The 23,804-nt window shown below is 44.4% G+C and carries 19 protein-coding genes and 1 pseudogene; 12 read left to right on the forward strand and 8 right to left on the reverse strand.

Annotated elements, in window-relative coordinates; all coding sequences use genetic code 11:
- Window positions 1-7: 7 nt before the first annotated feature.
- The 3 genes from K0036_RS08155 to tsf all read left to right on the forward strand — a co-directional run bounded on the left by K0036_RS08155 (window position 8) and on the right by tsf (window position 3,116).
- Window positions 8-1,207 carry a C40 family peptidase gene (locus K0036_RS08155; protein ID WP_252998019.1) on the forward strand — a complete coding sequence of 400 codons (1,200 nt, stop codon included), beginning with the start codon at window positions 8-10 and terminating at the stop codon, window positions 1,205-1,207.
- Between the two features lie 188 nt (window positions 1,208-1,395).
- The gene (gene rpsB, locus K0036_RS08160; protein ID WP_025643796.1) at window positions 1,396-2,142 is read left to right on the forward strand and encodes a 30S ribosomal protein S2; all 747 of its coding nucleotides are present in this window, start codon (window positions 1,396-1,398) and stop codon (window positions 2,140-2,142) included.
- Window positions 2,143-2,180: 38 nt separating this feature from the next.
- Window positions 2,181-3,116, forward strand: a complete 936-nt coding sequence (gene tsf, locus K0036_RS08165; protein ID WP_025643794.1) for a translation elongation factor Ts — start codon at window positions 2,181-2,183, stop codon at window positions 3,114-3,116.
- Window positions 3,117-3,740: 624 nt separating this feature from the next.
- Here the strand turns inward: tsf and K0036_RS08170 are convergent.
- From K0036_RS08170 to K0036_RS08195, 6 genes are all read right to left on the reverse strand, one after another.
- A complete protein-coding gene (locus K0036_RS08170; RefSeq protein WP_025643792.1) occupies window positions 3,741-4,427 on the reverse strand; it encodes an ABC transporter ATP-binding protein in 687 nt (228 codons plus the stop codon).
- A gap of 20 nt (window positions 4,428-4,447) precedes the next feature.
- Entirely contained in the window at window positions 4,448-6,910 is a 2,463-nt protein-coding gene (locus K0036_RS08175; RefSeq protein ID WP_220431121.1) for an ABC transporter permease, read from the reverse strand.
- A 22-nt stretch (window positions 6,911-6,932) separates the two neighbouring features.
- Window positions 6,933-7,307, reverse strand: a complete 375-nt coding sequence (locus tag K0036_RS08180) for an FMN-binding protein (protein ID WP_220431122.1) — start codon at window positions 7,305-7,307, stop codon at window positions 6,933-6,935.
- Window positions 7,308-7,407: 100 nt separating this feature from the next.
- Window positions 7,408-8,820 carry a sensor histidine kinase gene (locus K0036_RS08185; RefSeq protein WP_220431123.1) on the reverse strand — a complete coding sequence of 471 codons (1,413 nt, stop codon included), beginning with the start codon at window positions 8,818-8,820 and terminating at the stop codon, window positions 7,408-7,410.
- Window positions 8,821-9,525, reverse strand: coding sequence for a response regulator transcription factor (locus tag K0036_RS08190; RefSeq protein WP_330627278.1), 705 nt, complete (start codon window positions 9,523-9,525; stop codon window positions 8,821-8,823).
- Window positions 9,515-9,706, reverse strand: a complete 192-nt coding sequence (locus K0036_RS08195; protein ID WP_173693183.1) for a helix-turn-helix domain-containing protein — start codon at window positions 9,704-9,706, stop codon at window positions 9,515-9,517. The genes K0036_RS08190 and K0036_RS08195 overlap by 11 nt, the downstream gene beginning before the upstream one ends.
- 163 nt (window positions 9,707-9,869) lie before the next feature.
- On the opposite strand from K0036_RS08195, the pseudogene K0036_RS08200 reads away from it, so the two are divergent.
- Window positions 9,870-10,158, forward strand: a pseudogene (locus tag K0036_RS08200) (transcriptional regulator).
- Window positions 10,159-10,731: 573 nt separating this feature from the next.
- On the opposite strand, the gene K0036_RS08205 reads toward K0036_RS08200, so the two are convergent.
- Window positions 10,732-12,522 (reverse strand): BlaR1 family beta-lactam sensor/signal transducer, encoded by a 1,791-nt coding sequence (locus K0036_RS08205; RefSeq protein ID WP_220431125.1) that lies wholly within the window; start codon window positions 12,520-12,522, stop codon window positions 10,732-10,734.
- A gap of 5 nt (window positions 12,523-12,527) precedes the next feature.
- Window positions 12,528-12,911: a BlaI/MecI/CopY family transcriptional regulator gene (locus K0036_RS08210; protein WP_025643783.1), complete on the reverse strand. Its 384-nt coding sequence runs from the start codon at window positions 12,909-12,911 to the stop codon at window positions 12,528-12,530.
- Between the two features lie 140 nt (window positions 12,912-13,051).
- Here K0036_RS08210 and K0036_RS08215 point away from each other — a divergent pair, with 140 nt between their 5' ends.
- The 8 genes from K0036_RS08215 (at window position 13,052) to K0036_RS08250 (ending at window position 23,764) form a co-directional block, all read left to right on the forward strand.
- Window positions 13,052-14,308 carry a DUF6070 family protein gene (locus K0036_RS08215; RefSeq protein ID WP_220431126.1) on the forward strand — a complete coding sequence of 419 codons (1,257 nt, stop codon included), beginning with the start codon at window positions 13,052-13,054 and terminating at the stop codon, window positions 14,306-14,308.
- Between the two features lie 137 nt (window positions 14,309-14,445).
- Entirely contained in the window at window positions 14,446-16,305 is a 1,860-nt protein-coding gene (locus K0036_RS08220) for a glycerophosphodiester phosphodiesterase family protein (RefSeq protein ID WP_220431127.1), read from the forward strand.
- 103 nt (window positions 16,306-16,408) lie between these two features.
- Entirely contained in the window at window positions 16,409-17,944 is a 1,536-nt protein-coding gene (locus K0036_RS08225; RefSeq protein ID WP_220431128.1) for a serine hydrolase, read from the forward strand.
- Window positions 17,945-18,038: 94 nt separating this feature from the next.
- Window positions 18,039-20,093, forward strand: a complete 2,055-nt coding sequence (locus tag K0036_RS08230; protein ID WP_220431129.1) for an FAD-dependent oxidoreductase — start codon at window positions 18,039-18,041, stop codon at window positions 20,091-20,093.
- Between the two features lie 16 nt (window positions 20,094-20,109).
- Window positions 20,110-21,402: an aconitase X gene (locus tag K0036_RS08235; protein WP_330627279.1), complete on the forward strand. Its 1,293-nt coding sequence runs from the start codon at window positions 20,110-20,112 to the stop codon at window positions 21,400-21,402.
- A complete protein-coding gene (locus tag K0036_RS08240; protein ID WP_173693191.1) occupies window positions 21,399-21,857 on the forward strand; it encodes an aconitase X swivel domain-containing protein in 459 nt (152 codons plus the stop codon). The genes K0036_RS08235 and K0036_RS08240 overlap by 4 nt, the downstream gene beginning before the upstream one ends.
- Window positions 21,850-22,728, forward strand: coding sequence for an MBL fold metallo-hydrolase (locus tag K0036_RS08245; protein WP_220431130.1), 879 nt, complete (start codon window positions 21,850-21,852; stop codon window positions 22,726-22,728). Before K0036_RS08240 ends, K0036_RS08245 begins: the two co-directional genes overlap by 8 nt.
- Before the next feature lie 211 nt (window positions 22,729-22,939).
- Window positions 22,940-23,764, forward strand: a complete 825-nt coding sequence (locus tag K0036_RS08250) for an acyltransferase domain-containing protein (RefSeq protein WP_220431131.1) — start codon at window positions 22,940-22,942, stop codon at window positions 23,762-23,764.
- Window positions 23,765-23,804 lie beyond the last annotated feature (40 nt).

Below are 23,804 nucleotides of genomic sequence, written 5' to 3' on the forward strand. Positions count from 1 at the left end.
TGAGAATATGAAGAAAAGATTTGTACAGACACTCATCACAGTTTTTGTGATGAGTTCTTTAATTGTAACGCCTGTTTTGGCTACGCCGCAGGAAGATGCCCAGTCTCTGGAGACGCAGAAGGAAGAACTGGAGGGGCAGGCTGCAGATGTAAACAGCCAGCTGGTGGGCCTTCTGGTAAGTTATGATGCCCTGCAAAAAGATATGGCTGACCAGGAGCAGAAGATTACCCAGGCGCAGTCGGATCTGGAAGAGGCCCAGGCGAAGGAACAGGAACAGTATGAGGATATGAAGCTTCGCATAAAATACATCTATGAGCAAGGCGACACATCCGCTTTTGAAGCGCTGGTGACCGCCAAGTCCTATGCGGAACTGGTGAACAAGACGGAATACGTCCAGAACGTACATAGTTATGACAGAAAGAAATTAAAAGAATATGTGGAAACTAAGGAGAAGGTAGAAGCGCTTAAGACGGAACTGGAAGCAGGACAGGCGGATATGGAAGTGATGGCCGCGGACTTAGGCCAGCAGCAGACGAATCTTGAAAATACTCTGGCAGATATGAGAAGTCGTATTGCTGACTTCGATTCCCAGCTTGCAGACGCAAAGGCTCAGGCGGCGGCCCAGCTTGATCAGCTGACGGAAGCCACGCAGAATGTAGTTGCTTCGGCGCAGACCGGGAATGGCGGGGGAGGAAAGCCTTCATCCCCAGCAGGAAATTCTACGCAAAAGCCGAATAATAATACCAGCAATAATGTGGCTAACAATGGAAACTCCGGAAATCATTCTAACTCTCAGGGTGGGGGCTCTTCAAACAACAGCGTTCCGCCGGCTTCAAAACCGAGCAATGCTTCTCTGGGCCAGCAGATCGCGAACCGGGGATGCGAATATGTGGGAAATCCTTATGAATATGGAGGGACGAGCCTGACTAACGGAATTGACTGCTCTGCTTTCGTGCAGGCCATTCATCGGCAGTTCGGCATATCTACGCCAAGAGACTCATGGGGGCAGTTAAGCGCCGGAAAGGCAGTGGCTTATTCGGACATCATGCCCGGCGATGTAGTCGTCTACAGCGATCATGTGGCAATCTACATCGGAGGCGGCAAGATCGTGCATGCTTCTAACAGCAAGCCATACCCCGCGGGAGGCATTAAGATCAGTTCTCCGTGGAACTACAGGACGGTTCTGGGAGTGCGCAGATACTGGTAATATCGGACATGGATTATGAATATGGATTGTATAAAAAGCCTTGCATTTGCGGGCTTTTTGTGCTATTATACTATGGTCGCAAAAAATCACGCATTTGTTTGTCCGAGATGGTGCCAAAGCTTGGCGACAAGCCGGTTTCAAGGATTTACACATATGCGGAAGCAAAAAACCAAATGGAGGAAAGAAACATGAGCGTTATTTCAATGAAGCAACTTTTAGAAGCAGGTGTTCACTTTGGACATCAGACAAGAAGATGGAACCCTAAGATGGCTCCATACATCTACACAGAGAGAAACGGCATCTACATCATCGACCTGCAGAAGTCTGTAGGAAAGGTAGACGAGGCATATCAGGCAGTATCTGATATCGCTGCAGATGGCGGAACAATCCTGTTTGTTGGAACAAAGAAGCAGGCACAGGATGCAATCAAGGTAGAATCTGAGCGTTGTGGAATGTATTATGTAAATGAGAGATGGCTTGGAGGAATGCTTACAAACTTCAAGACGATCAAGAGCAGAATCGCACGTCTGAAAGAGATCGAAAGAATGTCTGAAGACGGAACATTCGACGTACTGCCAAAGAAAGAAGTTATCCAGTTAAAGAAAGAATGGGAGAAGCTTGAGAAGAACTTAGGCGGCATCAAGGAAATGAAGAAACTTCCGGATGCAATCTTCGTAGTTGATCCTAAGAAAGAAAGAATCTGCGTACAGGAGGCACACACCCTTGGAATCCCGCTTATCGGAATTGCAGACACGAACTGCGATCCAGAAGAGCTTGACTATGTAATTCCAGGAAATGATGATGCGATCCGTGCTGTTAAGTTAATCGTATCTAAGATGGCAGACGCTGTTATCGAGGCAAACCAGGGAATGACAGGCGATGAAGTATATGAAGAGGCTGCTGAGGAAGCATACGAGGAAGCAGTAGAAGAATAAGCGATTCATTTCAATACTAATATATGGAGGAAATTAAAATGGCAGTTACAGCTAGTATGGTAAAAGAATTAAGAGAAATGACAGGCGCAGGAATGATGGACTGTAAAAAAGCTCTTAACGAGACAAACGGCGATATGGACGCAGCCGTAGAGTTCTTAAGAAAGAACGGACAGGCTAAGGCTGAGAAGAAGGCTGGAAGAATTGCGGCTGAAGGTATCGTTATGGCTGAAGTAAAAGATGATAAAGTAGCAGCGATCGTTGAAGTTAACTCTGAGACAGACTTCGTTGCAAAGAATGCGGAGTTCCAGGGATTTGTAAAGGCTGTCGTAGAGCAGGCAATGGAGACGGAAGCAGCAGACATGGATGCATTCATGGCTGAGAACTGGAAGGAAGATGCATCCAAGACTGTAAAGGATGCCCTTACAGAGAAGATTTCCGTAATCGGAGAGAACTTAAGCATCCGCAGATTTGAGAAAGTCGTATCCGATGGATGCGTAGTTGCATACATCCACGGCGGCGGACGTATCGGCGTTCTTGTAGAGGCTGACACAGACGTAGTCAATGATGAGATCAAGACATGCTTGAAGAATGTAGCAATGCAGGTTGCGGCGATGTCTCCGAAGTATGTATCCCGTGAAGAAGTATCAGAGGAATACATGGAGCATGAAAAGGAGATTCTTCTTGCACAGGCAAAGAAGGAGAACGAGGAAAGCAATAAGCCAAAACCGGACAACATCATTGAGAAGATGATCGTTGGACGTCTGAATAAGGAACTGAAAGAGATCTGCCTGCTTGACCAGGTATATGTACAGGACGGAGACCTGACGGTTGCCAAGTATGTAGAAAAGGTTGCGAAAGAGACAGGCGCGAACTTAAGCGTTAAGAAGTTCGTTCGTTTCGAGACAGGCGAAGGCCTTGAGAAGAAGAATGAAGACTTTGCAGCTGAAGTTGCGGCTCAGATGGGTGGAAACTAATCTGGATCTTCTGAGACAGTGAAAAGCACCGTATTCCCTTTATTAGCAAGGGTTTCGTAAGGATGTTTTTTAGATTTAGGATATGCGGTATAGCATTTGAGGTGCTATACCGCTTTTCTTTTCCAAAGAGTAACCTTTTTCCGTTGCCTTGCGTATTCGTTCAGAATACGGCAGACTTCGTTCTTCAAAACCTTGGTACAAAAACCGCCAAACTGATTATGAACCCGCTGCTCGTAGGAGTCTTTCATTTTCTCACCCCCCCCTTTCGCAGGGGTAATCATGGAAACTGCAAATTGGCAACCGCTGAAAAATCCAATCGGGCATAAATGATGTATTGACTATTGTGTGTTGATATATGTGTTCATCTTGATAGCCGGAGTACCCCGTTGGTGGGTACAGGCTTTTTTTGATAAGTTACTGATAGTCGGATATTGTCGATATAAGTCTTTCACGGCGATACCTCCTTAGATACCGCCGTGGTCTTGCAAGTCGTCACAATTATGTTAAGTGCAAAAAAAACGGCGGCTCTGATTATTCAAAGCCACCGTTTTACGGGCGTGAGAAAAAGTCTGCTGTACGACGGCTTTTTTTCTTTTACCGTCGTGCGGCTGATACTATATTGATTTAAGCAATCATTCCATCCATCACGGTGATAACTCTGCTGCTACATTTTGCAGCCTCCGGCGAATGGGTGACCATGACAATGGTTTGCCCGCTTTTTTGATTAATCTCTTGAAGTAAGCTCATAATTTCAGCCCCGGTTTGGCTATCAAGGTTTCCTGTTGGCTCATCAGCAAACAGGATTTCTGGATTTGTAATTAAGGCACGGGCGATTGCTACTCGCTGCTGTTGTCCTCCCGATAATTCCCGTGGGGTATGCTTTCGCCTATCCGATAACCCCACAATATTCAGAATGTGGTTAAGCTGTTTTTTATGGTCTTTCATTTTTTTACCGTCCAAAAGCAAAGGGAGCATAATGTTTTCCTCTACATTCAGATTGGGGATAAGATTATAAAACTGAAAAACAAAGCCTATTTTTTGTCGCCTTATTTTGCTCATCTTCTCGTCACCCCACTGGGAAATATCTGTACCATTTATATGAACAGAGCCTCCAGTGGGAGTATCCAGCCCACCGAGGATATAAAGCAGTGTGCTTTTACCAGAGCCGGACTGCCCCATAATAGAAACAAATTCCCCTTGCAGAACCTTTAGCGATACACCTTTCAAAACCTTTGTGGTGGTGTCACCTATTCTAAAATCTTTTACAATGTCTTTTCCCTCAATGGCAATTCTATTGGCAGATGATTGCATTTTGTATGTCCTCCATTCTTTTATTCAAATTTAATTTCTTCCACGAGTTTCATTTTTCTGCTTTTTAGGATAGGAACAATAGAGCCGAGCAGGGTAACCACCATGCCGAGTGTGCCTGCCGCTATGAATGTGCCTGCATCCAATTCTGGTGTCATTGCAATTTTCGGACCTGCTACAAGGAAAATTGTTTGAATTTCCATATAGGAAACAAAAATGGCAATGACCGCACCAATAAGCCCCGAAGAAAATCCCTCAATCAATGTCATTTTCATGTTTTGGCGATTACTGAGTCCCACCGACTTATACATGGCGATGCTACGCCGCCTTTGAATATAGTTAATCAGCAGATTATTGATAACCCCAACGGTTGCAAGCAGTAAAATAAAGTAGGTCATGCTTTGCATGGGTTTCAGAAATGCTCCCACAGTAGATAAAGCATCAGCATTAAATTCCGCTACTGTTCGGCTCCAGTTAGAGTGTTCTCCGAATAAATCTCTGATTTGAACCATAACAGCATCGGGGTCAGCAGCAGTATAGGCAAGGAAGCCATAGGCTTTTGCACCAAAATCCGAAACGGCATAATCACTGGGAATGACTGCCTCCACATCTGTTGCTCTTGATTTAAAGCTGCCTACCACTCTATAAGAATTTTCGGTATTTCCATTTGACAGAGTGATGGTATCGCCTACGGAAAGTCCTATGCGTTTCATAGCACTATTACTTAGGATAATAGACCGTTCCCCCGAATCAAAAGCTGAAACTGCCTGCTCCTGCATGGCTTCTTTTGTATAGTTAAGTGCAAGCATAGAATTGTACCATTCCAAATTATCGGTAGCCTCCATGCGTGAGAAGGTCGCACCGTTATTGAATACATAGAGAGGTAATACTTTTTCAATTCCGTCCATATTCTCTACTTGTTCTATAAAACTCTGATCCATTTCTCCATCTGCAAAGCCCTCAAGTTCTGCACCATGAAAAACATCACTGATATAAGTAGTGACAAAGTTCCCCACAACGCTAATGACGATGATAGCGGAAATGCTGATAAAAAGCAGCGTGATATTCTGTGTGATATTTTTATTTCCCCTCATATTTCTGGCGGCAAGTTTGCCCTCGTTTTGAAATACCACTCCATATAAGCGTTCCAAGACTGTGGCAATCCCATTGGTGAACAGTGGGATAATCAGTATCGTGGCGGCAATCAGACCTAAGAGAGAAAAACCACCTGCCAAGTAAAGCATATTGCCGGAGGCAATTTTTGGTAGCAGTACAGAAATAATGAAAAGGGCAATTCCCGTTCCGATAATCAACCGATGGGGAGTGTGTTTTTCTTCCACAGTGCCAAGTACAACATCCTTTATGGGTAAACGGCTCGCCCTGCGTACAGGCAGCCATGCGGAAAGCAACGAAACAATTACTGCCACAGAAAAAGAAAGAAAGATGCCGGAAACAGAAACAACAATGGGGATTTCTATTCCTTGCGATAACGATTTATCCATGCCTTGCAAAATTATATTGAGTATTAAAATCCCCACAGGGATGCCTGCTACTCCCCCTACACAACCGTACAGCAGACTTTCCAACAGCAAAATGCGAGTAACATTCTTTTCCGTTGCACCAATGCTACGGAATGTCCCGATGATGGGCAAGCGGTCTAATGTAATCACTTTGTAGTTGCTATAAATAATGAAAACACTCATAGTCAGTGCAAAAAAACTAATGAGGAAGAACGGCATAGATTTCTGCCTTGCATCAGCAGCTATCTGTGTTTCGTTGACGATCTGAGAGATTTCATACTCTCCATTGGTAAGTGACTTGTTCAGCTCTGCAATGAGGTCGCTTGTTCTAGTTCCCTCGGTAGGTTCAACCAAAATTTGACTGTATCCGTCTGCTTGTCCTAAGATTTCTGCTAAGGTGGAATACGGCGAAAGTGCAGTTGCTCCCCTTGTATGCCGAAGAAAAACCGTATCGTAGGCCGCAATTTCAGCCACTTCAAAAGCAGTAGGAGTACCGCTTATTTGCAGGGTTATGGTGTCACCCTTTTGAATATCGTATTTTGAGGTAAACCGATCCGGCAAAATAATTTGATTGCCGGAAAAATCAGATATTTCACCGCCATTTTGCAGGCGAGGTTTATTGATCTGCCCCAAAGCATCAAGGTCAGCAGCAATTAAATCCACGGTTTCATAGTATCCGCTTTCATGGTATAGGGCAGTACCTTCAAGCATACCGACTTTTGCTTTTATGGGTGATAAATCGGGAATGTCGCTCAAACTGATGTTTCCATCTTTCATTTGGACGGAAACGGTTGCACTTCCCGCCATACCTCGAGCCATTTTTCGCTGTGCACTTTCGTAGGATACTCCGATGGAAAGGGATACAAACAGCAACATTGTGGATAGAAGAATGGATAAGAGCATGACAGCGGTTCGTGCCTTTCGCTCTTTTACATTGGTTAAAATGTACTTAAAAATTATTTTCAAATTTGCACCTGCTTTCTGTGAGTTATTTCTTTAATGCGTTTTCGATTGCCTTTAAGACGGTATCGCTTGTTAGGGTAGCACCGGATATTGCATCCACTTCCAGTGACTGTCCCGAAAGCACCTTGCCTGCAATCTGTTCTGCTTGCTCCATGTAAGATGGTTTATGCTCCAAAACCTCAATAGCAATTATTTTGTGGTCTTGCACATCTACCTTGACCACGGCAAACAAAATCTCATTTTGACAGAACCCAATATATTCGCCATCTGAAACAGTATTCAAATCAACCGTTCCAATATCGAGTGGCTGTGGCCGCAACAGAAAAGCCACAAATGCAAACCCGATAAGGAGCGTTATTACCGCAGTAAGAATGATGGGATAAACCTTTCTCAACTTCATTTTCTCACCTCCCCAAACAATAGAAAAAAGGTTGGCAGCTATCATACTTAAATGATAAGCTGTCAACCTTAAACTATCTTTCTCTAAACCTTAATTAACCTTAATTCCTGGGAAAGCACATAAGAAAAGTGGTTCCAACAGTGGGAACGCTGGAAACAGAAATATTTCCCCCATGTAGCTCTATAATATTTTTTGCAATGGCAAGTCCCAATCCAGTACCCTCCGGCTTTTGGTCAGTGCTTGCACCTCGATAATAGCGTTCAAATAACTTTTCTGTCTCTTTTTCGGTCATGCCTTTTCCGTTGTCGCTTAATGTGATGTTTATTTCATGCACAGAAGTCGATATTTGCATGGTGATTTCGGTATCTTTATCACCATGCACAAAAGCATTCACAATCAAATTCTGAAATGCTCTAATCAGAAGTTTCTCATCAAAGGAAAATAAAATTGTTTCTTCCGTGCTATCAAACTCAATACAGCGGTTTTCATATTCTGGGCGATTGAGTATATCAATGGTCATTTCCCTTAAAAAGCGAACAAGGTTTTGTTCTTGCCGATTGATGGGAACCATTCCGCTTTCAAGCCTATATGTCAGTTTTAAATCGTCCATCAAGTTTTCCATGTAGGCAGCATTTTTCAGCATAATACCTGCATACCGTTTGCATTGCTCATCTGTCTTAGGCGTATCATTCAGTAAAATTTCAGAATATCCCTTAATTGGTGAGAGAGGTGTTTTTAAATCATGCGTGATGTTTGCAATCCATTCTCGCCGCATATTCTCTGTTTCTTCCCGAAGTCTATCACTTGTTCTAATTTCCGTATCTAAAGAATTTAAGCTGTCATACAAATCCCTAAAAGTTCCGTTATTTTTGCATGGCAGATAGGAGCGTTTTGATATATCTCTCACGGACATGGCCAAGCGGCTTATCATTTTTGCTGTCAAAAATCCGTATGCAATTCCGGCAGCAAGTATCACAAGCAAGAGAATGCCCACGGTGGAAAATACAATGGTCTTGCCGCCTGTAAATCGTTCTCCGTTTAAATACATGGTGACTTTTCTAATATCCATCGGGAACTGTGTGATGTAAGTATAGTCCGTTTCCCCATAGGTTACTGTACCAACAAAAGAAGTGCTTTTCTCCGAATTACTATATCCCTTTTTGGCAAGTTGCAAAAGATCTGAAATTTCATAATGGGTAACGCTATCTTCTGTTGTTTGAAAACCGTAAATCTCATTACCTGCATCATCTAATATTTGCAATCCAATTTGATTATCCCGTAGCAGCTCAAGACCTGCCTGTTTTAATTGTGGCTTATCATCAATAAAAATAATTTGTTTCTTTAGGTCTTCTGTAAATGTACTGGGCCAATCACTTCTTACGGTTTCTCCATTTGGTTTCCCAATGGTAATCAGCAACATAAAAAGACCAATCGCAGCAAGGATTGTACCAAGCAGAGATAGGAAGAAAATGAGGTAAATATGAAACACTGTGCGATAACCGGATTTCTTCATTTAATTAGTCCTTTTCTTTAGCTTATATCCAAGTCCTTTTACCGTAACAAGTTGTGTTGGACTCGATGGAGTATCTTCAATTTTTTCTCGAATATGCCGAATATGAACCATGATTGTGTTGTCGCAAATACTGCTGTATTCGCCCCAAACCTGTTCATACAGCCGTTCCTTGCTGATAATCTTATTCGCATTTTCCATAAGGTAGGAAAGCAGAAAAAATTCACGCCCGGTTAGTTCAATTTCCTGTCCTGCCTTATAAATGCGAGAACTTTCCTTATCAAGTGTGAGCGTTCCTACAGTCAACAAATCATTACTATTTGACTGTGCGGATGATTGATACTGTTGGCGGCGGAGCTGTGCCTTTATTCTAAAGACGATTTCACGTGGGCTAAATGGCTTTGTTACATAGTCATCACCGCCGCAGGAGAGACCGAGAATTTTATCCACATCATCATTTTTTGACGAGAGGAACAGAACAGAGCAAAGGGAGAACTCTCGTAGTTTTTTGCAGACCTCAATACCGTCTATATCCGGTAGCATAATATCAAGCACTACTACATCGGGTTTAAACTCCCTGCAAGCCTGTAATGCTTCCATGCCGGTATGTGCTTTTTGAATGGACTGAAAGCCATCTTGCCGCAGAGTTTCCTCTATTAAATCTGCAATATCTTTTTCATCGTCAACAAGCAATATTTTACCGTTCAATAGTTTCACCTGCTTTCCGTTTTGTTCTTCCGTCAATAGGCTTTTCGGCATCCTTAGGAATAAGCCACATATATCCTATTTTTGAAATGTCGGGAATACGGCTATCTGCACAGAGTTTTTGCACTCGTCTTTCTGAAATCCCCCATTTTTTAGCTGCCTCCGGGGCTGATATATAATCCATTTGCCGACCATCCTTTTTAACTTTTTATCTAATTATATACGGACACACGAATAATAACAACAAAATTCCAGCAATTATATGCTCTATCACAGTCAATACTATGTATGAGTAATCATATCCAAAGCACATGGGTGAATGGTAAAATGTAATAGGGTGAAATATTATGAAGGAAGCAAAAGAAAAGTTTAATTTTAAGGCGTTCGGATTGGCTATAAAAGAGGCACGAAAGGCAAAGGGATATTCAAGGAACGCATTGGCAAATGAGCTATGAGCTTGTCACTCTTTTGGATGTTTCGGTAGACACATTCTTTTTTCCCAATAAGGAAACAGACAAATCCACGCAGCGCAGACAGCTTGACAGTCTGCTGGATGAAGTCAGCGACCAGGGATTACGAATAGTCACCGCCACGGCAAAAGAGATTAAGGAAGTCGAAACAGAGGGCAAAGCATGAGCCTGAACATACAACTGAATATGGCATGAGGAACGCTATTAGCCCATATGGTTTATAGCGTTTTTCTATTGAAGATGGTAGCCAAACCGTTCCTTTGGGGATTACCTAAATACGAGAGAACTAAGAACAGCAAGCATAGCAAGCGAGTACCCGTTTGCTATTTTTCCTGTTTTCAGGTCCCTTGCCCGAAAATGAAAAAGGCTTATTGGGAGTTTCCCAAACCCTTATAAGAACGGAGGAACACTTTGGCGAACAGAAAGAGAAAAATCCAAATGAAATTTGTGGTGACAGCCGAGGAAAAAGAGCTGATAATGGTGATTTGCCATTACGGTATAATCACGGGTTTTCTCTATTCGGAAAACTGCCATGTATGGTTGCCACCATAAAATAATGAAGGGCGAAAAGTCTTAAAAATAGGCTTTTTGCCCTTGCTTTATATATAACAGTTACAAAAAGATATGTCAATTGTAGGCGGTAAATCCGCCTGTTATTCGGTCATGCTAGACTACTTCGAAAGTCGCCCCTCATACAGAAAAAGTTTTACATTCTCGATTTTTTCTTGAATTGACAGTTTCAGATTGTGATAGAATTTAAAATCTCTACGGTTATCTCGGAGGCATTGCTGCCGGTAGCATTATCGGCATTTTGCAGGTTTGTGGCAAAGCAGTAAACTCGTTCGCCGCGTTCAAGAAAGCCGATAAACCACCCATTTGAACTCTGCCCGTTCACTACCCCTGTGCCAGTTTTTCCATATAATCTTCCGATGGCAGTATCAGAAATAAATAAAGAATTCTTTATCGCCTGAACATTCTCTTCTTCAAAAGCCCACTTGTTTTCCAGCAGATTTGATAAAAGCATCACTTGTTCTACTGGGGATATCTTTAAGGAAGATTCCGCCCAATAATAGTTAATACCAGCAGTCAGATCGCAGTTTCCATAAGAGATTTTTTTATAATAGGAATAGAGTTTCTGATATCCTAACTGTATATCCAGGTTTTGAAAATACCAGTTTACGGAATTTTGCATGGCGGTTGCAAGGGTTTGATCTTTATTCCATGTATCAAAGGAATAAGTAGTTCCATCCCATTTTTGACCAGAGGCATCATAATGGATGATGTCTTCCTCCAATGCAAAGAGTCCGCTATATATTTTAAACGTAGAATCAGGAGAGATGCGTTTGGTGCTCAATTCCTGATTGTATATCTGATATTGATCGCTAACTGTATCATATAAGACGAATGTTCCGTCCGTTCCTTTGAAATAGGAGGACAGATCCATGGCTTCTACATTTTGAGACTGAAAATTATAGGACGCATCTTGCGAAGCGTATACGGTCAGCAAAGGGCTTAGGCAATAGACCATTGTGCAAATCAATAGTAATAATACGGCACTTTTCCGTCTTTGCTTTGGAGTATTAGATTTATAGCTGGCAATTTCCTTGATCCGCTGAATCATTACCTTCTTTTCTCCGCCCAAACGGGATAGAGGGGAGAGAAAGGCATTGTGCGGCATCCTCTGGGCATATCTGATTAATGTATAGCCATAATTTGTAGATTGGCTTTTTCCAACAATATGAATCACGGAATTATCACAAGCAATTTCCCGATCTTTTTGCAATACCCGGAATCCATACCAGATAAATGGATTGAACCAATAGATAACTTGCAGGATACAGGTAATGTAATTCAATGCGGCATCTTTATGCCTATAATGCAGCAACTCGTGCAAGAAAATGAACCGTACATCTTCATCCGATAAAAGTATGTCCATGTCTTGCGGAATAATAACCCTTGGATGGAGCAGGCCATAGGATACCGGGCTGGATATATTGCAGGAAGCATAGAGAGAAACCTTGCGCCTGATACGAAGTTCATTCAAGCATTCAGAATACTGTCTATACAAATCGGGTTCATTTTCTTCCGATATTAAATACGCAGATTTTCTGATGGAATAAATCTTTATAATGTGATATGCAAAATATAACGTGGTTATCAAACAGCCTATGATCCATATAGAAATGAAGATGCTGTTTAACTGACTCAGGGCAGAACTGTCATAGGATGCCGCAAAATCAGATATACCCAGCTGAGCAGGCAAAGCCGCATTATCTAATGGTTTCACAGAACTTCCAAGCGTACTAGCAGCCTCTGGGTAGAATAAATATTGTATTCTTTGAAGCAGTGAAGCAGGAGGAATGCTTTTAAGAGGTATAAAGGGAATTATCGCTGCACAGACAAAAATATACCATAGATGATACTGGCTGCTTATAGTAAGATGCTTTTTAAAAATCTTTTTCACCGAGAGGATCAATCCCAGCAAAATAGTAATTACAAGATTACACAATAGAAAATGTAGTGCAAACATCAGATTTAATCACCACCATTCAATTTTGAATCAAGCAAATGGTACATAGTTCTTAAATCCTGATCAGATAACTGTGCGTTTGATAGCAGCGATGACAATAGCGGGGCTGCCTCGCCATCATAAAAACGCGTTAAAAATGAGCGGTTTTCCTGTGATAAATATTTGCTTTTCGATATGATCGGAAAGTAGTAGTACATGCGCCCTCTTTGTTCATAAGAAATAACATGTTTTGAGACTAAGCGGGATAATAAGGTATGAACCGTTTTGGAACTCCAGTTATGAACGGCAGGTACTTTTGCACAGATATCATTCGTGCTGATAGGAGAATCCTCCCATACAATTTTCATGATTTCATATTCAGCTTCTGAAATTTGAGGTAATTTTTCCATGATTTCTGCTCCTTTAATCTTACTTATGTAGTAATTATAAAAGATAGAGTTGTAAACGTCAAGAATTCTATTGACAAAAAAGTTGGGAAAGGAACATAATATTATATACTACGATTGTAAGACTTAAATGGGAGACTATTATGAATACAAAAAGAACAGGAATTATGCTGTTGATTTTATTATCCCTGTCTGGGTGCGCCGCGCCGGAACAGGAGGAAAGCACTTATATTGCCGAATCATCTGATCATAAGGATGATTTTGGGAGTGGGGAAGAACAAGATGAAAATGAAGATTATGAACTGAAGAATATCAAGATGAAGCCAGAAGAAGTAGAGGAACTGTCAAAATCGGTTTTGGAAGTCGCAGAAAAATGCCAGGCAGCTTACCGCAAAGCGGGTAAGAATGATGCATCGGATATTGCGCTTCAAGAAGAAACTGTACATCAGATGATCGAAGATGCGGCTAAAGGCGGGCTGTCAATCACCTGTGGAGGAACCGACTACAACATGCAGAATTATGAGAAAGTGGATCAGGAGTTAAATAAGGCGAAAAAAGGGAAGAACGCAGAGACAGAATTTTACGAAATAAATACCAGTGGAATCTTAAGATATATCCGGCTTCAATTTAAAAAGCAAAAGTTGTATGTGACATCTGTGAGTGCAATACTGAATGATAATGCGAAAGCCCAGATCCAGCAAGTAGAAAAAATACAGGCGTATGACTGGGAATATACGCAGAAAGGATGGCTCATATGGGAAAAAGCGTTGTCAAGGAATCAAGAGATGGATATGCATGTGTTTTATAGAGTTCTGCCGTTAGACGCAAAATGCAGGGAACTTGGAAATAAATGCATTATACCGGTGAGTTACTTTTGCAATAATTTATTCCTGACAGATTGGGATGTGAACAGCATGGGAAATCTGGAATTTAATGATCTGTATGAATTCTTATACCAGATGAAATATGGGGAAAAGATGGATGAAGAAATATATGAGGGAGGCATTCCCAAAATAGAATTTGAAGAGGTGGTACAGTCATTTTTTGATATTTCAACAGAACAATTAGAAACATTTGCCCGATACGATAAAGAAAGAGGCGTTTATCCTTGGGAATCAATTAAATGCTGGAACCGTATTCCGCAATTCCAACCGTTTCCGGAAGTTGTAAACTATATAGAAAATGAGGATGGATCCTTGACTTTGCTCGTAGAAGCTGTTTTTACGGAAGGAGGTAAGGATTGTTCTTTTAAACACGAAGTAACAATAAAAGAGCAAGGGGAGGGCTGGATCTATCTTGGAAATATGACTGAAAAAGACGAATCCTATAGGATTTTGCAGTACCGGCCAAGGAGAGCGTTTTACAATACCAATAAAGAGCGGACAGACTTAGACCAATAGATTTGCATAGATATAGTTTAAAGGACATGATATACTATAAGCAGTCAGAATATGTCAGATTACGGCTTGCAGAACTCGGGGTGAGGAAATCTGCAAGCTTTTTATATAAAGAATAGCCAGGAAAGGACGGCCTTAGGATGGAGAGAGAAAAATCGTATGCGGTATATCTGAAGCGGGGTTGCATTGCGGTACTGAAAGTAGAAGTGTTTTTTAAATTGATTGCCTTTTTCGTGATAGGGCCGCTTTTGGACTGGGCTTTTACTACCTGGGTTCTGGATGATATTCCTGTATTTAACGAAGCAATGTTTTTAAGCATTCTTTCACCCGTCAGCCTGGTGCTTGCGGTCATAATATTCCTGGCTGTTGCACTGTGGTGCTATTATGAAATAAGCTGCCTTATTACTGCGGTGTATCTTAGCAGAATGAGGGAAAAACTGAGCCTGGAGGATATTTTAAAAAGTTCTAAGGAGGCGATGAAGGGAATGAGGCATTTTTCCCTTCCGCTATCAGCCATATATTTTGTATTATTCTTGCCTTTGGTACATGCAGGATATTTAAACTCCCTTGTCCCTAAAGTTGATATTCCAAGATTTGTAGTGGGCGAACTGCAGAGGACAAGCATGGGAAATCTGGGGATCCGGGCGATACAGGCAGGGTACATCGTGGTGTTTCTTATATTGCTCTTAGTACCATTTGCCATGGTTCTAAAGCGGGAGAGTTTCCCAAAGGCCGTAAAGCAAAACTTTATCTGGTACCGTCAATTCAGTTGGAAAGATAGATTTCTGCTGTGGGCAATTTTTATATTCTGGATATTTCTGGAGAACTGGATTCTGGATTCTTTACAGGGAAAGCTGATCCAGGACCAGGACTTTAATCTATCTGTGCTGAAATATTTTTTGCGGTCCCATACCTACAGGGTAGGGCTTGCGTGCTGGATTGTTCTTGCTCTGATTCAATGTGTGGCAATCGTGCTGGTGTTTTTATGGATCACCCGATTGCTGGATAAATATAAAGCGTTGCCTTATTTGCCAGAACAGGCGGGCGGGAAAGAAGGATTAAAGAAAGGCTTGCCTGCGAAGGCTGGAAAAGAAAGACGTATAGCCAGACTATGCAAGAAAATCTGGAGTTCCAGAAGTTCTAAAAAGATCTGGGCCGGCATGCTTCTTATAGCAATTGCAGCAGCGGCTACGGATTATTTTAACGAAGCGCCTTTGGTGCATGAACCATGGGCAATCGGGCATAGAGGATGCATATTTGAAGCGGAAAATACGATTGCGGCAGTGGAGAGGGCCTCGGGACTTGGGGCGGATTATGCGGAAATTGATGTACAGCTTTCAAAAGACGGTGTCCCTATGGTGATTCATGATGAAGATTTGCAGAGACTTGCAGATATGCCGGAGAAGGTAGAGAACCTGACGGCAGATCAATTACAGGAACTGACAGTTATTTCCAATGGGGAAAAGGGGAAGATACCAACGTTTCAGGAAATGGTTGAAGCAGTCAAAAATACGAAAGACAAGACCGGGCTGCTGGTTGAGCTAAAGCCTACAGCAGAGAATCGGGATGAACTCGTCAGCAAGATAATAGAGACTGTGGAAAAATGTAATGCAAAGAACCAGTGCATCTTTATGTCGCTTGATTATGAAAGCGTATACCAGCTGCAGGCGGAGCATCCTGAATGGTGGATAGGCTACTGCATATATGGAGACGTGGGAAAGATGGAGGATGCTGTATGGGAATATAACATTGATTTCCTGGCAGTGGAAGAAGGACTGGCAAGCAATAAGTTTATGGAAAAGGCTAGAAACAGCGGGCTTGCGGTGTATATCTGGACCTCTAATAACTTTGATGATATGGAAAATTATCTTGAGATGGGGGCATCCGGGATTATTACCGATCTTCCGGATCTGGCCAGAGATACGATAGACAGATACATGAAAGACCATCAAGAATACTATGCGTATGATGGAAAGGGATATCCGAAGAAAAAGAATTGAAAAATTGTTCAGCCAGGTAAGAAATACTTGACAGATCTAAATGTAACCTATATTATTACAGTATAAACTGTAACCGTATAAGTAACAGAAAGGAGCATGTCATATGAATACAAAAGAACATGAAGTGATGAAACTGAGAGGAAGTGCAGATGTTTCTTACCTGGGGAGGACCGTGGATAAGATGATATGGGATTTCATGGAAGAAGAAGGGATTAAAGGCTTGACGCTCGCGATTGTCCAGGCGCCCTATATTCCAAGGGTTGTGGGGTATGGATATTCAGATGAAAAGCAGAAGCGCCTGGCTTCCGTGAATACGCTGTGGCCGGCAGGCCCTATTTCCCAGGGGTATGCAGCCGTAGCAGTTATGCAGCTTTATGAGGCGGGAAAACTGGATTTGGACGATCATGCCGGGAAATGGATACAGAATGTTCCGGAGGAATGGAAAAAGATTACGGTGCGTCAGCTTCTCCATCACGCGGCAGGGATCCCTGATTACAGAACAAGGGAAGCCTTTGATTCAGAGCGGGAGTGGACGTTTGGGGAACTGCTTGAACTGATAGAAGATCAGTCTTTGGAATTCGAGCCTGGAACAGAGGTAAAGCAGAGTGCGTCAAATTTCCTTCTTCTGACTGAAATAATTGAAAGAGTTTCAGGAACTGCCTATCAGGAATATGTAAAGAAGCACCAGTTTGAACGGCTGGGGCTTTCACATACTTCCTTTACTGGGGATTTAAAACAGTTCAAACAGGAAGATTTGAGTTTAAGCGAATATGTTCATCAGATCTTTAAGAAAGATGAAAGGTATATTGACCCAGCGGAGACAGCAGCCAGCTATCGGGATGATGGCAGCAAATATCCGGTGATCCCCTCTTCCGCGCTTCGGGGATTTGGCGATGTGTGGGCATCTGCGCAGGATATTTCCTTTTGGGATATCGGGCTTGCCGGGGGCGTGCTGATACAGGAACCTCAGAATCGCGCGGTGGTATATGCGCCATGGAAACTGCCGGATGGGAGAACTGTACCGGCCAGTGCGGGATGGCAATTTTATAATCACAGGGGACTTATGGACATCAAGGGCTCGATAGCGGGCTACTCCTCATTTTTAAGCCGTTTTACGCATCCGGAGGAATTAGTCTGCGTGACATTGATGGCAAATAAGGAGGGCGTGGATTTTACCAATCTGGGCAGGAAGATCGCCGGAGCCTTTGGGGATCTGCTGTCTACAAATTATGATGATACCCGCTTGTATCTGCTGGAAGGGCAGTTATCCGTTAAGGAGACGGTGCAGCGTCTTGAAAAGCAATTGAATGCATTGGATATTCCGGTATTTGCGAAATTTGATCATGCAGAAAATGCAAAAGAGGCAGGACTTGAACTGCGTCCTACCACAGTACTGGTATTCGGCGCGCCAAAGGTAGGTACGATTCTTATGCAGGCTGACCAAAGTATTGCGCTTCATCTTCCGCTTAGGATTGCTGTTTGGGAAGATGAAGCAGGAAGCACCTGGCTGGCCTTTCCGAAAATGAAGCCTTTGGCAGAAGAATATGGACTTGGAAGCCATCCGATCGTAGAAAAAATGCAAAAACTTTTAGAATCACTTTTAAAGAAGGCAGCAAATTATTATGAACTTTCGTTATAAATAGCGTCCCATTCCTTCCTATGGTACAATGGATACAAGACATAGAATGTACCAGCCCCGTTCATGCGGGGCCGGAGAAAAAGGAGGCATGGGAATGGACGCAAGGCTAGAACCACTATTTACGCCATGGAAGATTGGAAACTGCGAGATTAAGAATCGTATCGTCTTGACCTCCATGGGAGGAACGAACCTTCTGGGGTGGATGGAAAAGAACCATTTTGACAAGGAAGGGGCACGCTTCATCATGGAGGCTGCCAAGAATAATGCGGGGCTGGTATTGCCAGGATGCCAGCCGGTGTACAATCCAATGTTCGGGCAATGGCTATATAAGAACAAGAAGATGTACGAGGATTTGAAGGCCTGGATGCCTGAGTTTCACAAGACAGGGGCAAAACTATTCGTCCAGCTGACGGCCGGATTTGGCCGGTCTTTTACGATCAGCAAGATGATGGAGAGCCTTTACGCCAACAAGTTTTTAAGGGTGGTCTCCAAGCCGTTCATGGATCTGGACAAGATCACGGCTACGGCAAGCCCTTCTCCAAACCGGTGGTCAGACAAGGTTCCTTCGAGAGAGATGACGGTGGAGGAAATCCATGAATTTGTGGAAGCTTTCGCCAAATGCGCGAAACTGCTGCAGGAGGCGGGCGTGGACGGCGTTGAGATCCATGCGGTTCATGAGGGCTATCTGCTGGACCAGTTTACTTTGAAGTATGTGAATCACCGCACGGATGAGTATGGAGGATCTTTTGAAAACCGCTACCGCTTTGCGGTGGAGATCGTGCAGGCTATTAAGAAGGAATGTGGAAAAGAATTTCCAGTATCCTTAAGGTACAGCGTCCGCTCTATGACAAAGGGATTCCGGGAAGGCGCGCTGCCGGGAGAGGACTATGAGGAGGCAGGAAGGGATATGGCGGAATCCGAAAAGGCGGTGAAGTATCTTCAGGATGCAGGCTACGATATGCTCAATTGCGATAATGGAACATACGATGCCTGGTATTGGGCGCATCCGCCAATCTACATGCCGGAGAATTGTAATCTTTTGGATGTGGAGCATATCCGGAAGTTTGTGGATATTCCGGTTGTATGCGCAGGGCGGATGGATCCGCTTGCAGCGGCAGAGGCAGTCGCAGAAGGCAGGATCGACGGCGCGGGATTCGCCCGGAGGTTCCTCGCTGATCAGGCATGGGTGACCAAGCTGATGGAAGGACGAGAGGAAGATATCCGTCCCTGTATCCTGTGCCACAACGGATGCTTTAATATGTGCCATTACAAAGGGGTACCCAATGACCAGGAATTATCGGACAGCCTGCATCTGGCACGCTGCGCGGTAAATGCCGAGACCATGCAGTGGGATAAGCACTATATTAAGAAAGCGCCGACCTCTAAGAAAGTACATATTATCGGCGGCGGCATTGGCGGGATGGAGGCTGCCAGGGTTCTGAAGCTAAGAGGCCATGAACCGGTCATCCATGAAAAGAGCGATGTCCTTGGCGGTACATTTATACCGGCAAGCGCGGAATCTTACAAAGACAAGCTGAGGGATCTGCTTGTCTGGTACAGGCGGCAGATGGAAGTGCAAAATATCGAAGTCCATCTGGGCGAAGCGGTCAGGGACATGGCTCAGTTTGGCAGTGACCCGGTGATCGTCGCAACGGGCGCGGTTCCAAGGATTCTGAAAAATGTGCCCGGCCATGAGCGGATGATCGAGGCCTGCGAGTACTTAAACGGAGCCAAAGTCGGAGACGTGGTGGCGGTGATCGGCGGAGGCCTGACGGGAAGCGAGATTGCCTATGAATTGGCGCTGAAAGGAAAGAAGCCGGTGATTGTGGAGATGAAGGATGATCTGGTCTCCCAGACGGGCGTCTGCCTGGCGAACAGTTCCTATCTGCGGGAATGGTTCGCTCTTCATCAGGTTCCGGTCTATCTGGAAACCACGCTTAAGGAAGTAAGGGAAGACTCTATCATCTGCGCCACGAAGGAAGGAAAAGAAGTGGAGATTGCCTGTAATTCGGTCATCAGTTCTGCGGGCTATATACCCAATCCTCTGCAAGGAAATGGAAAAGGGGTGCAACTGGTAGGAGACTGTCTGAAAGTAGGAAATCTCAGGTCAGTTATCTGGAGCGCATACGAGGCGGCGATGAAGGTCTGATAGGGGGCGGAGAACGATGATGAATGATAGAATGAAACTGTCAAAAGAGCAGGAAGCGATCCTCAACGGCAGTCAGGGCGAGGTGATGGCCAAGGTGATGGAAACCCTGGTCCGCTACGGCGAATTGTTCGGGGCGGACGGGATGGTGCCGATTACCAGCCAGTATAATCACCTGGTAACTTCTTTCGGGCTGAAAGCGCTGGGACCAGTCTATGACTTGATGGAGAAGTTGATCCATGCCGGGTGCGCGTCTTCACAGAAATTTACTGCGGATCCAAGGCCGATGGATAAGAATGTGCCTAGTTCTTTTCTGCAGAATATCGTATTCAACCATTTTATGTACAGCAAGCAGGAGTACTATGAAGGCCAACTGGAGAAATTAGGCCTGGTTGAGAAAGATGCGTTTACCTGTACCTGCTATATGGACGAAGTGGGAAATACGCCTAAGCAGGGAGACATTCTTTCCTGGTCAGAATCTTCCGCGGTAGTATACGCGAATTCCGTGCTGGGAGCCAGATGCAACAGAAATTCCGGGATTATCGATCTGATGGGCTCCGTCGTGGGCTACGTGCCCCATTTCGGACTTCTGACCGATGATGGGCGCAAAGCCAGATGGATTGTTGAGATCAGGACCGCCAAAAAGCCGGAGGCCCAGCTCCTTGGCTCTGCCATCGGCATGAAAGTGATGGAAGATGTGCCCTATATCGTAGGCCTGGATAGGTGGCTTGGAACATTGGATGAAGGGACCAAGGCCTACCTGAAGGATTTTGGAGCGGCCACGGCGTCCAACGGCGCGGTAGGGCTGTATCACGTGGAAGGAATTACGCCGGAGGCCATACAGCAGGGGCGGGAACTTCTTGTGGAAGAGCCAAACGTATATATCATTGACGATGCGGAATTGAAGCGGGTGTATGACAGTTATCCGGTGATCTGGAAGAAGAAGGATGCCAGGCCAAAACTATGCTTTATGGGCTGTCCTCATATGAGCCTGGATCAATTGACGCAATGGACGGAGAAGATCGAGCAGGGACTAAAGGAAGCCGGGAAGGAACGGGTGGCCATTCCCACCGTCTTTACTGCTGCGCCGGCAGTCCTTAAGAAGTTTGAGGAGACGCCTTACGCCTCCAGGCTTAGAAAGGCAGGGGTAGTTATCTCCTATATCTGCCCGCTGATGTATATGAATAACCCGCTCAGTGCCAGCATGCCTGTCATTACGTCAAGCAATAAGCTTCGGACTTATACAAGTGCCAGGTATTATACGGATGAGGAGATTCTGGAACAGATTACGAAGGGAGGGAGCGCATCATGAAGCGTTTTCAGGGAAGAGTCGTTACGCCGGGAAGTATTACCGCAAAAGCCTTAGTATCCCATGAGGGCCTGAATACATTGGCCTCTTTTCAAAAGGCGCTGCAGTTTGGCGATAAGAAAGCCACCTGCGGAGACCAGAATAATGCGGACCTATATGGCAAGCAGATGGCGGGAAGAGCGCTTTGCCTGCCGAGGACGATCGGTTCCACGACTGGCGGGCTGGTGCTGTACTGTGCCTGCTCTATGAAACGGCAGCCTGCCTGCATGCTGTTCTCCGAGCCCATTGATTCTCTGGCCGCGGCGGGGACGATTCTTGCGGATGTGTGGCTATCGGATGTGAAGATGCCGGTGATCGACTGCCTGGGCGAAGAGTTTCTTCAATATGTGAAGGATGATATGGCTATTGCGGTCAAGGACGGTGGAATTGTGGAGGTGGAGGATAAGAACAATGTATGAACTGGTACAAGCAAAGGGAGACAGCTACTATATTCAAAGTCCAGCGAAGATTGGCGTTTTCCGATTGAATGAGACGGCTGTATGTCTGATTGACAGCGGAAATGACAAGGATGCAGGCAGGAAGGTGCGCCAGATTCTGGAAAGGAATCACTGGACTCTGGCCGCAATCTACAATACCCATTCCAACGCCGATCATATCGGAGGGAATAAATACCTGCAAGGCCAGAGCGGCTGCCGGATATTTGCGCCTGGGATTGAATGTGGATTTACCAATCATACGGTGCTTGAGCCCGCCTTTTTATATGGCGGGTTTCCTCCTAAGGATTTAAGGCATAAGTTTCTCATGGCGCAGGAGTGCAAGGCCGAATATCTTACGCCGGATACGCTTCCGGATGGAATGACAGCGATTCCTCTTCCCGGACATTTTTTTGACATGATGGGATTTCGAACCAAGGATGACGTGGTATATCTTGCAGACTGCCTGTCCAGCAGGGAGACTCTGGAAAAGTACCAGATCAGCTTCCTCTATGATGTCGGGGCATACCTTGATACCCTTGACAGGGTAAAAGAGATGAAGGCCGCCATGTTTGTTCCGGCCCACGCGGAAGCGACGGAGGATATCGCGCCCCTGGCCCAGGCAAATATTGACAAAGTGCACGAGATTGCAGAGAAGATTCTGGGTGTCTGCAAGGAGGCGCTGTGCTTCGAGGATATATTGCAGCGGCTTTTCAATGATTTCTCCTTGTCAATGAATTTTGAGCAGTATGTACTAATCGGAAGCACGGTGCGTTCTTATCTTTCCTGGCTTAAGGATACTGGACGGCTGGACGTGGCTTTTGTTCATGGGAAACTGCTGTGGAAAGCGAATTGAGGAAGGGAAAGCCTGACAATCTATAAATATGGAGATAAAAGAAGTCCGCTGGCATAATTGCCGGCGGATTTTTCATTTATAGATTTTGACTATATGTATATTGAGGAAATCAATTAGGAATAGCCAGATGGTTATGATAACATGATAAAGAATAAAATCTTAAGGAATGAAATAGATCGAATAGATTAAGAGGAGAACAAAGTCAGACAAGATGATAGGTATAGAAGAAGTAATGCAGAGGATCAGCCTTCCGGAAGAGGCAAGAAAAACCGTACGGCATATGGACCTGACGCAGGTTGCGCTTGAAGCGTGGAGGACGTTGTTCTATGAAGACATGGAGGAATTCCTTGCGCGTTGGAATCAGCTGCCGGGCAAGCACGCGTGGGCGTTGGGATTCTATATCCGCCTTGCGGCCGAAGTACATGACAGATATCGCGAGAAGGGAATAAAAGAGTGCGTTTATGACCAGACCTTCTATGATATTACCATCTGGTGCAAGGAATGCTATCGGAAGCACGGCGTGTATGGGCTGGAAGAACTTTGGTGGCTGGGCCAGTCCGTGAAAATGCAGCTCTTTCGGCTGGGAAGGCTCCAGTTTGAACCGATTGTCATAAATAAGCCCTTACAAGGAAAGAATAGAACCATACCGGCAGGAACGCATGTCTTGAATGTGCATATCCCTGCGGGAACTCCCTTGAATTATGAGGAATGCAAAGAATCCTTTGCATGGTCCGTACGATTCTTTGAAGGAGAATATGAGGCATATATCTGTGATTCCTGGCTGCTGTCGCCTCATCTTAAGGAAATGCTGCCTCCGGACAGCAATATCATAAGATTTCAGGAGAGGTTCGAAGTCGTCAAGGTACACTACGATTATCCCCAGGCGGAGCAGAGGATATTTGGGGAGGTGCTGGAAGATAAGGAGAGATATCCGGAAGATACCTCCCTTAGAAGAGCGGCAAAACAGTATCTGATGAAGGGAAACGATGTAGGGATTGGAATTGGTGTTATAGATGTTCCCTATAGGAATATATAGATTATCAATTTGTGTGCCTTTGCGGTGTCATATATAATGT

Source organism: [Clostridium] scindens (genome assembly GCF_019597925.1).
Classification (GTDB): Bacteria; Bacillota; Clostridia; order Lachnospirales; family Lachnospiraceae; genus Clostridium_AP.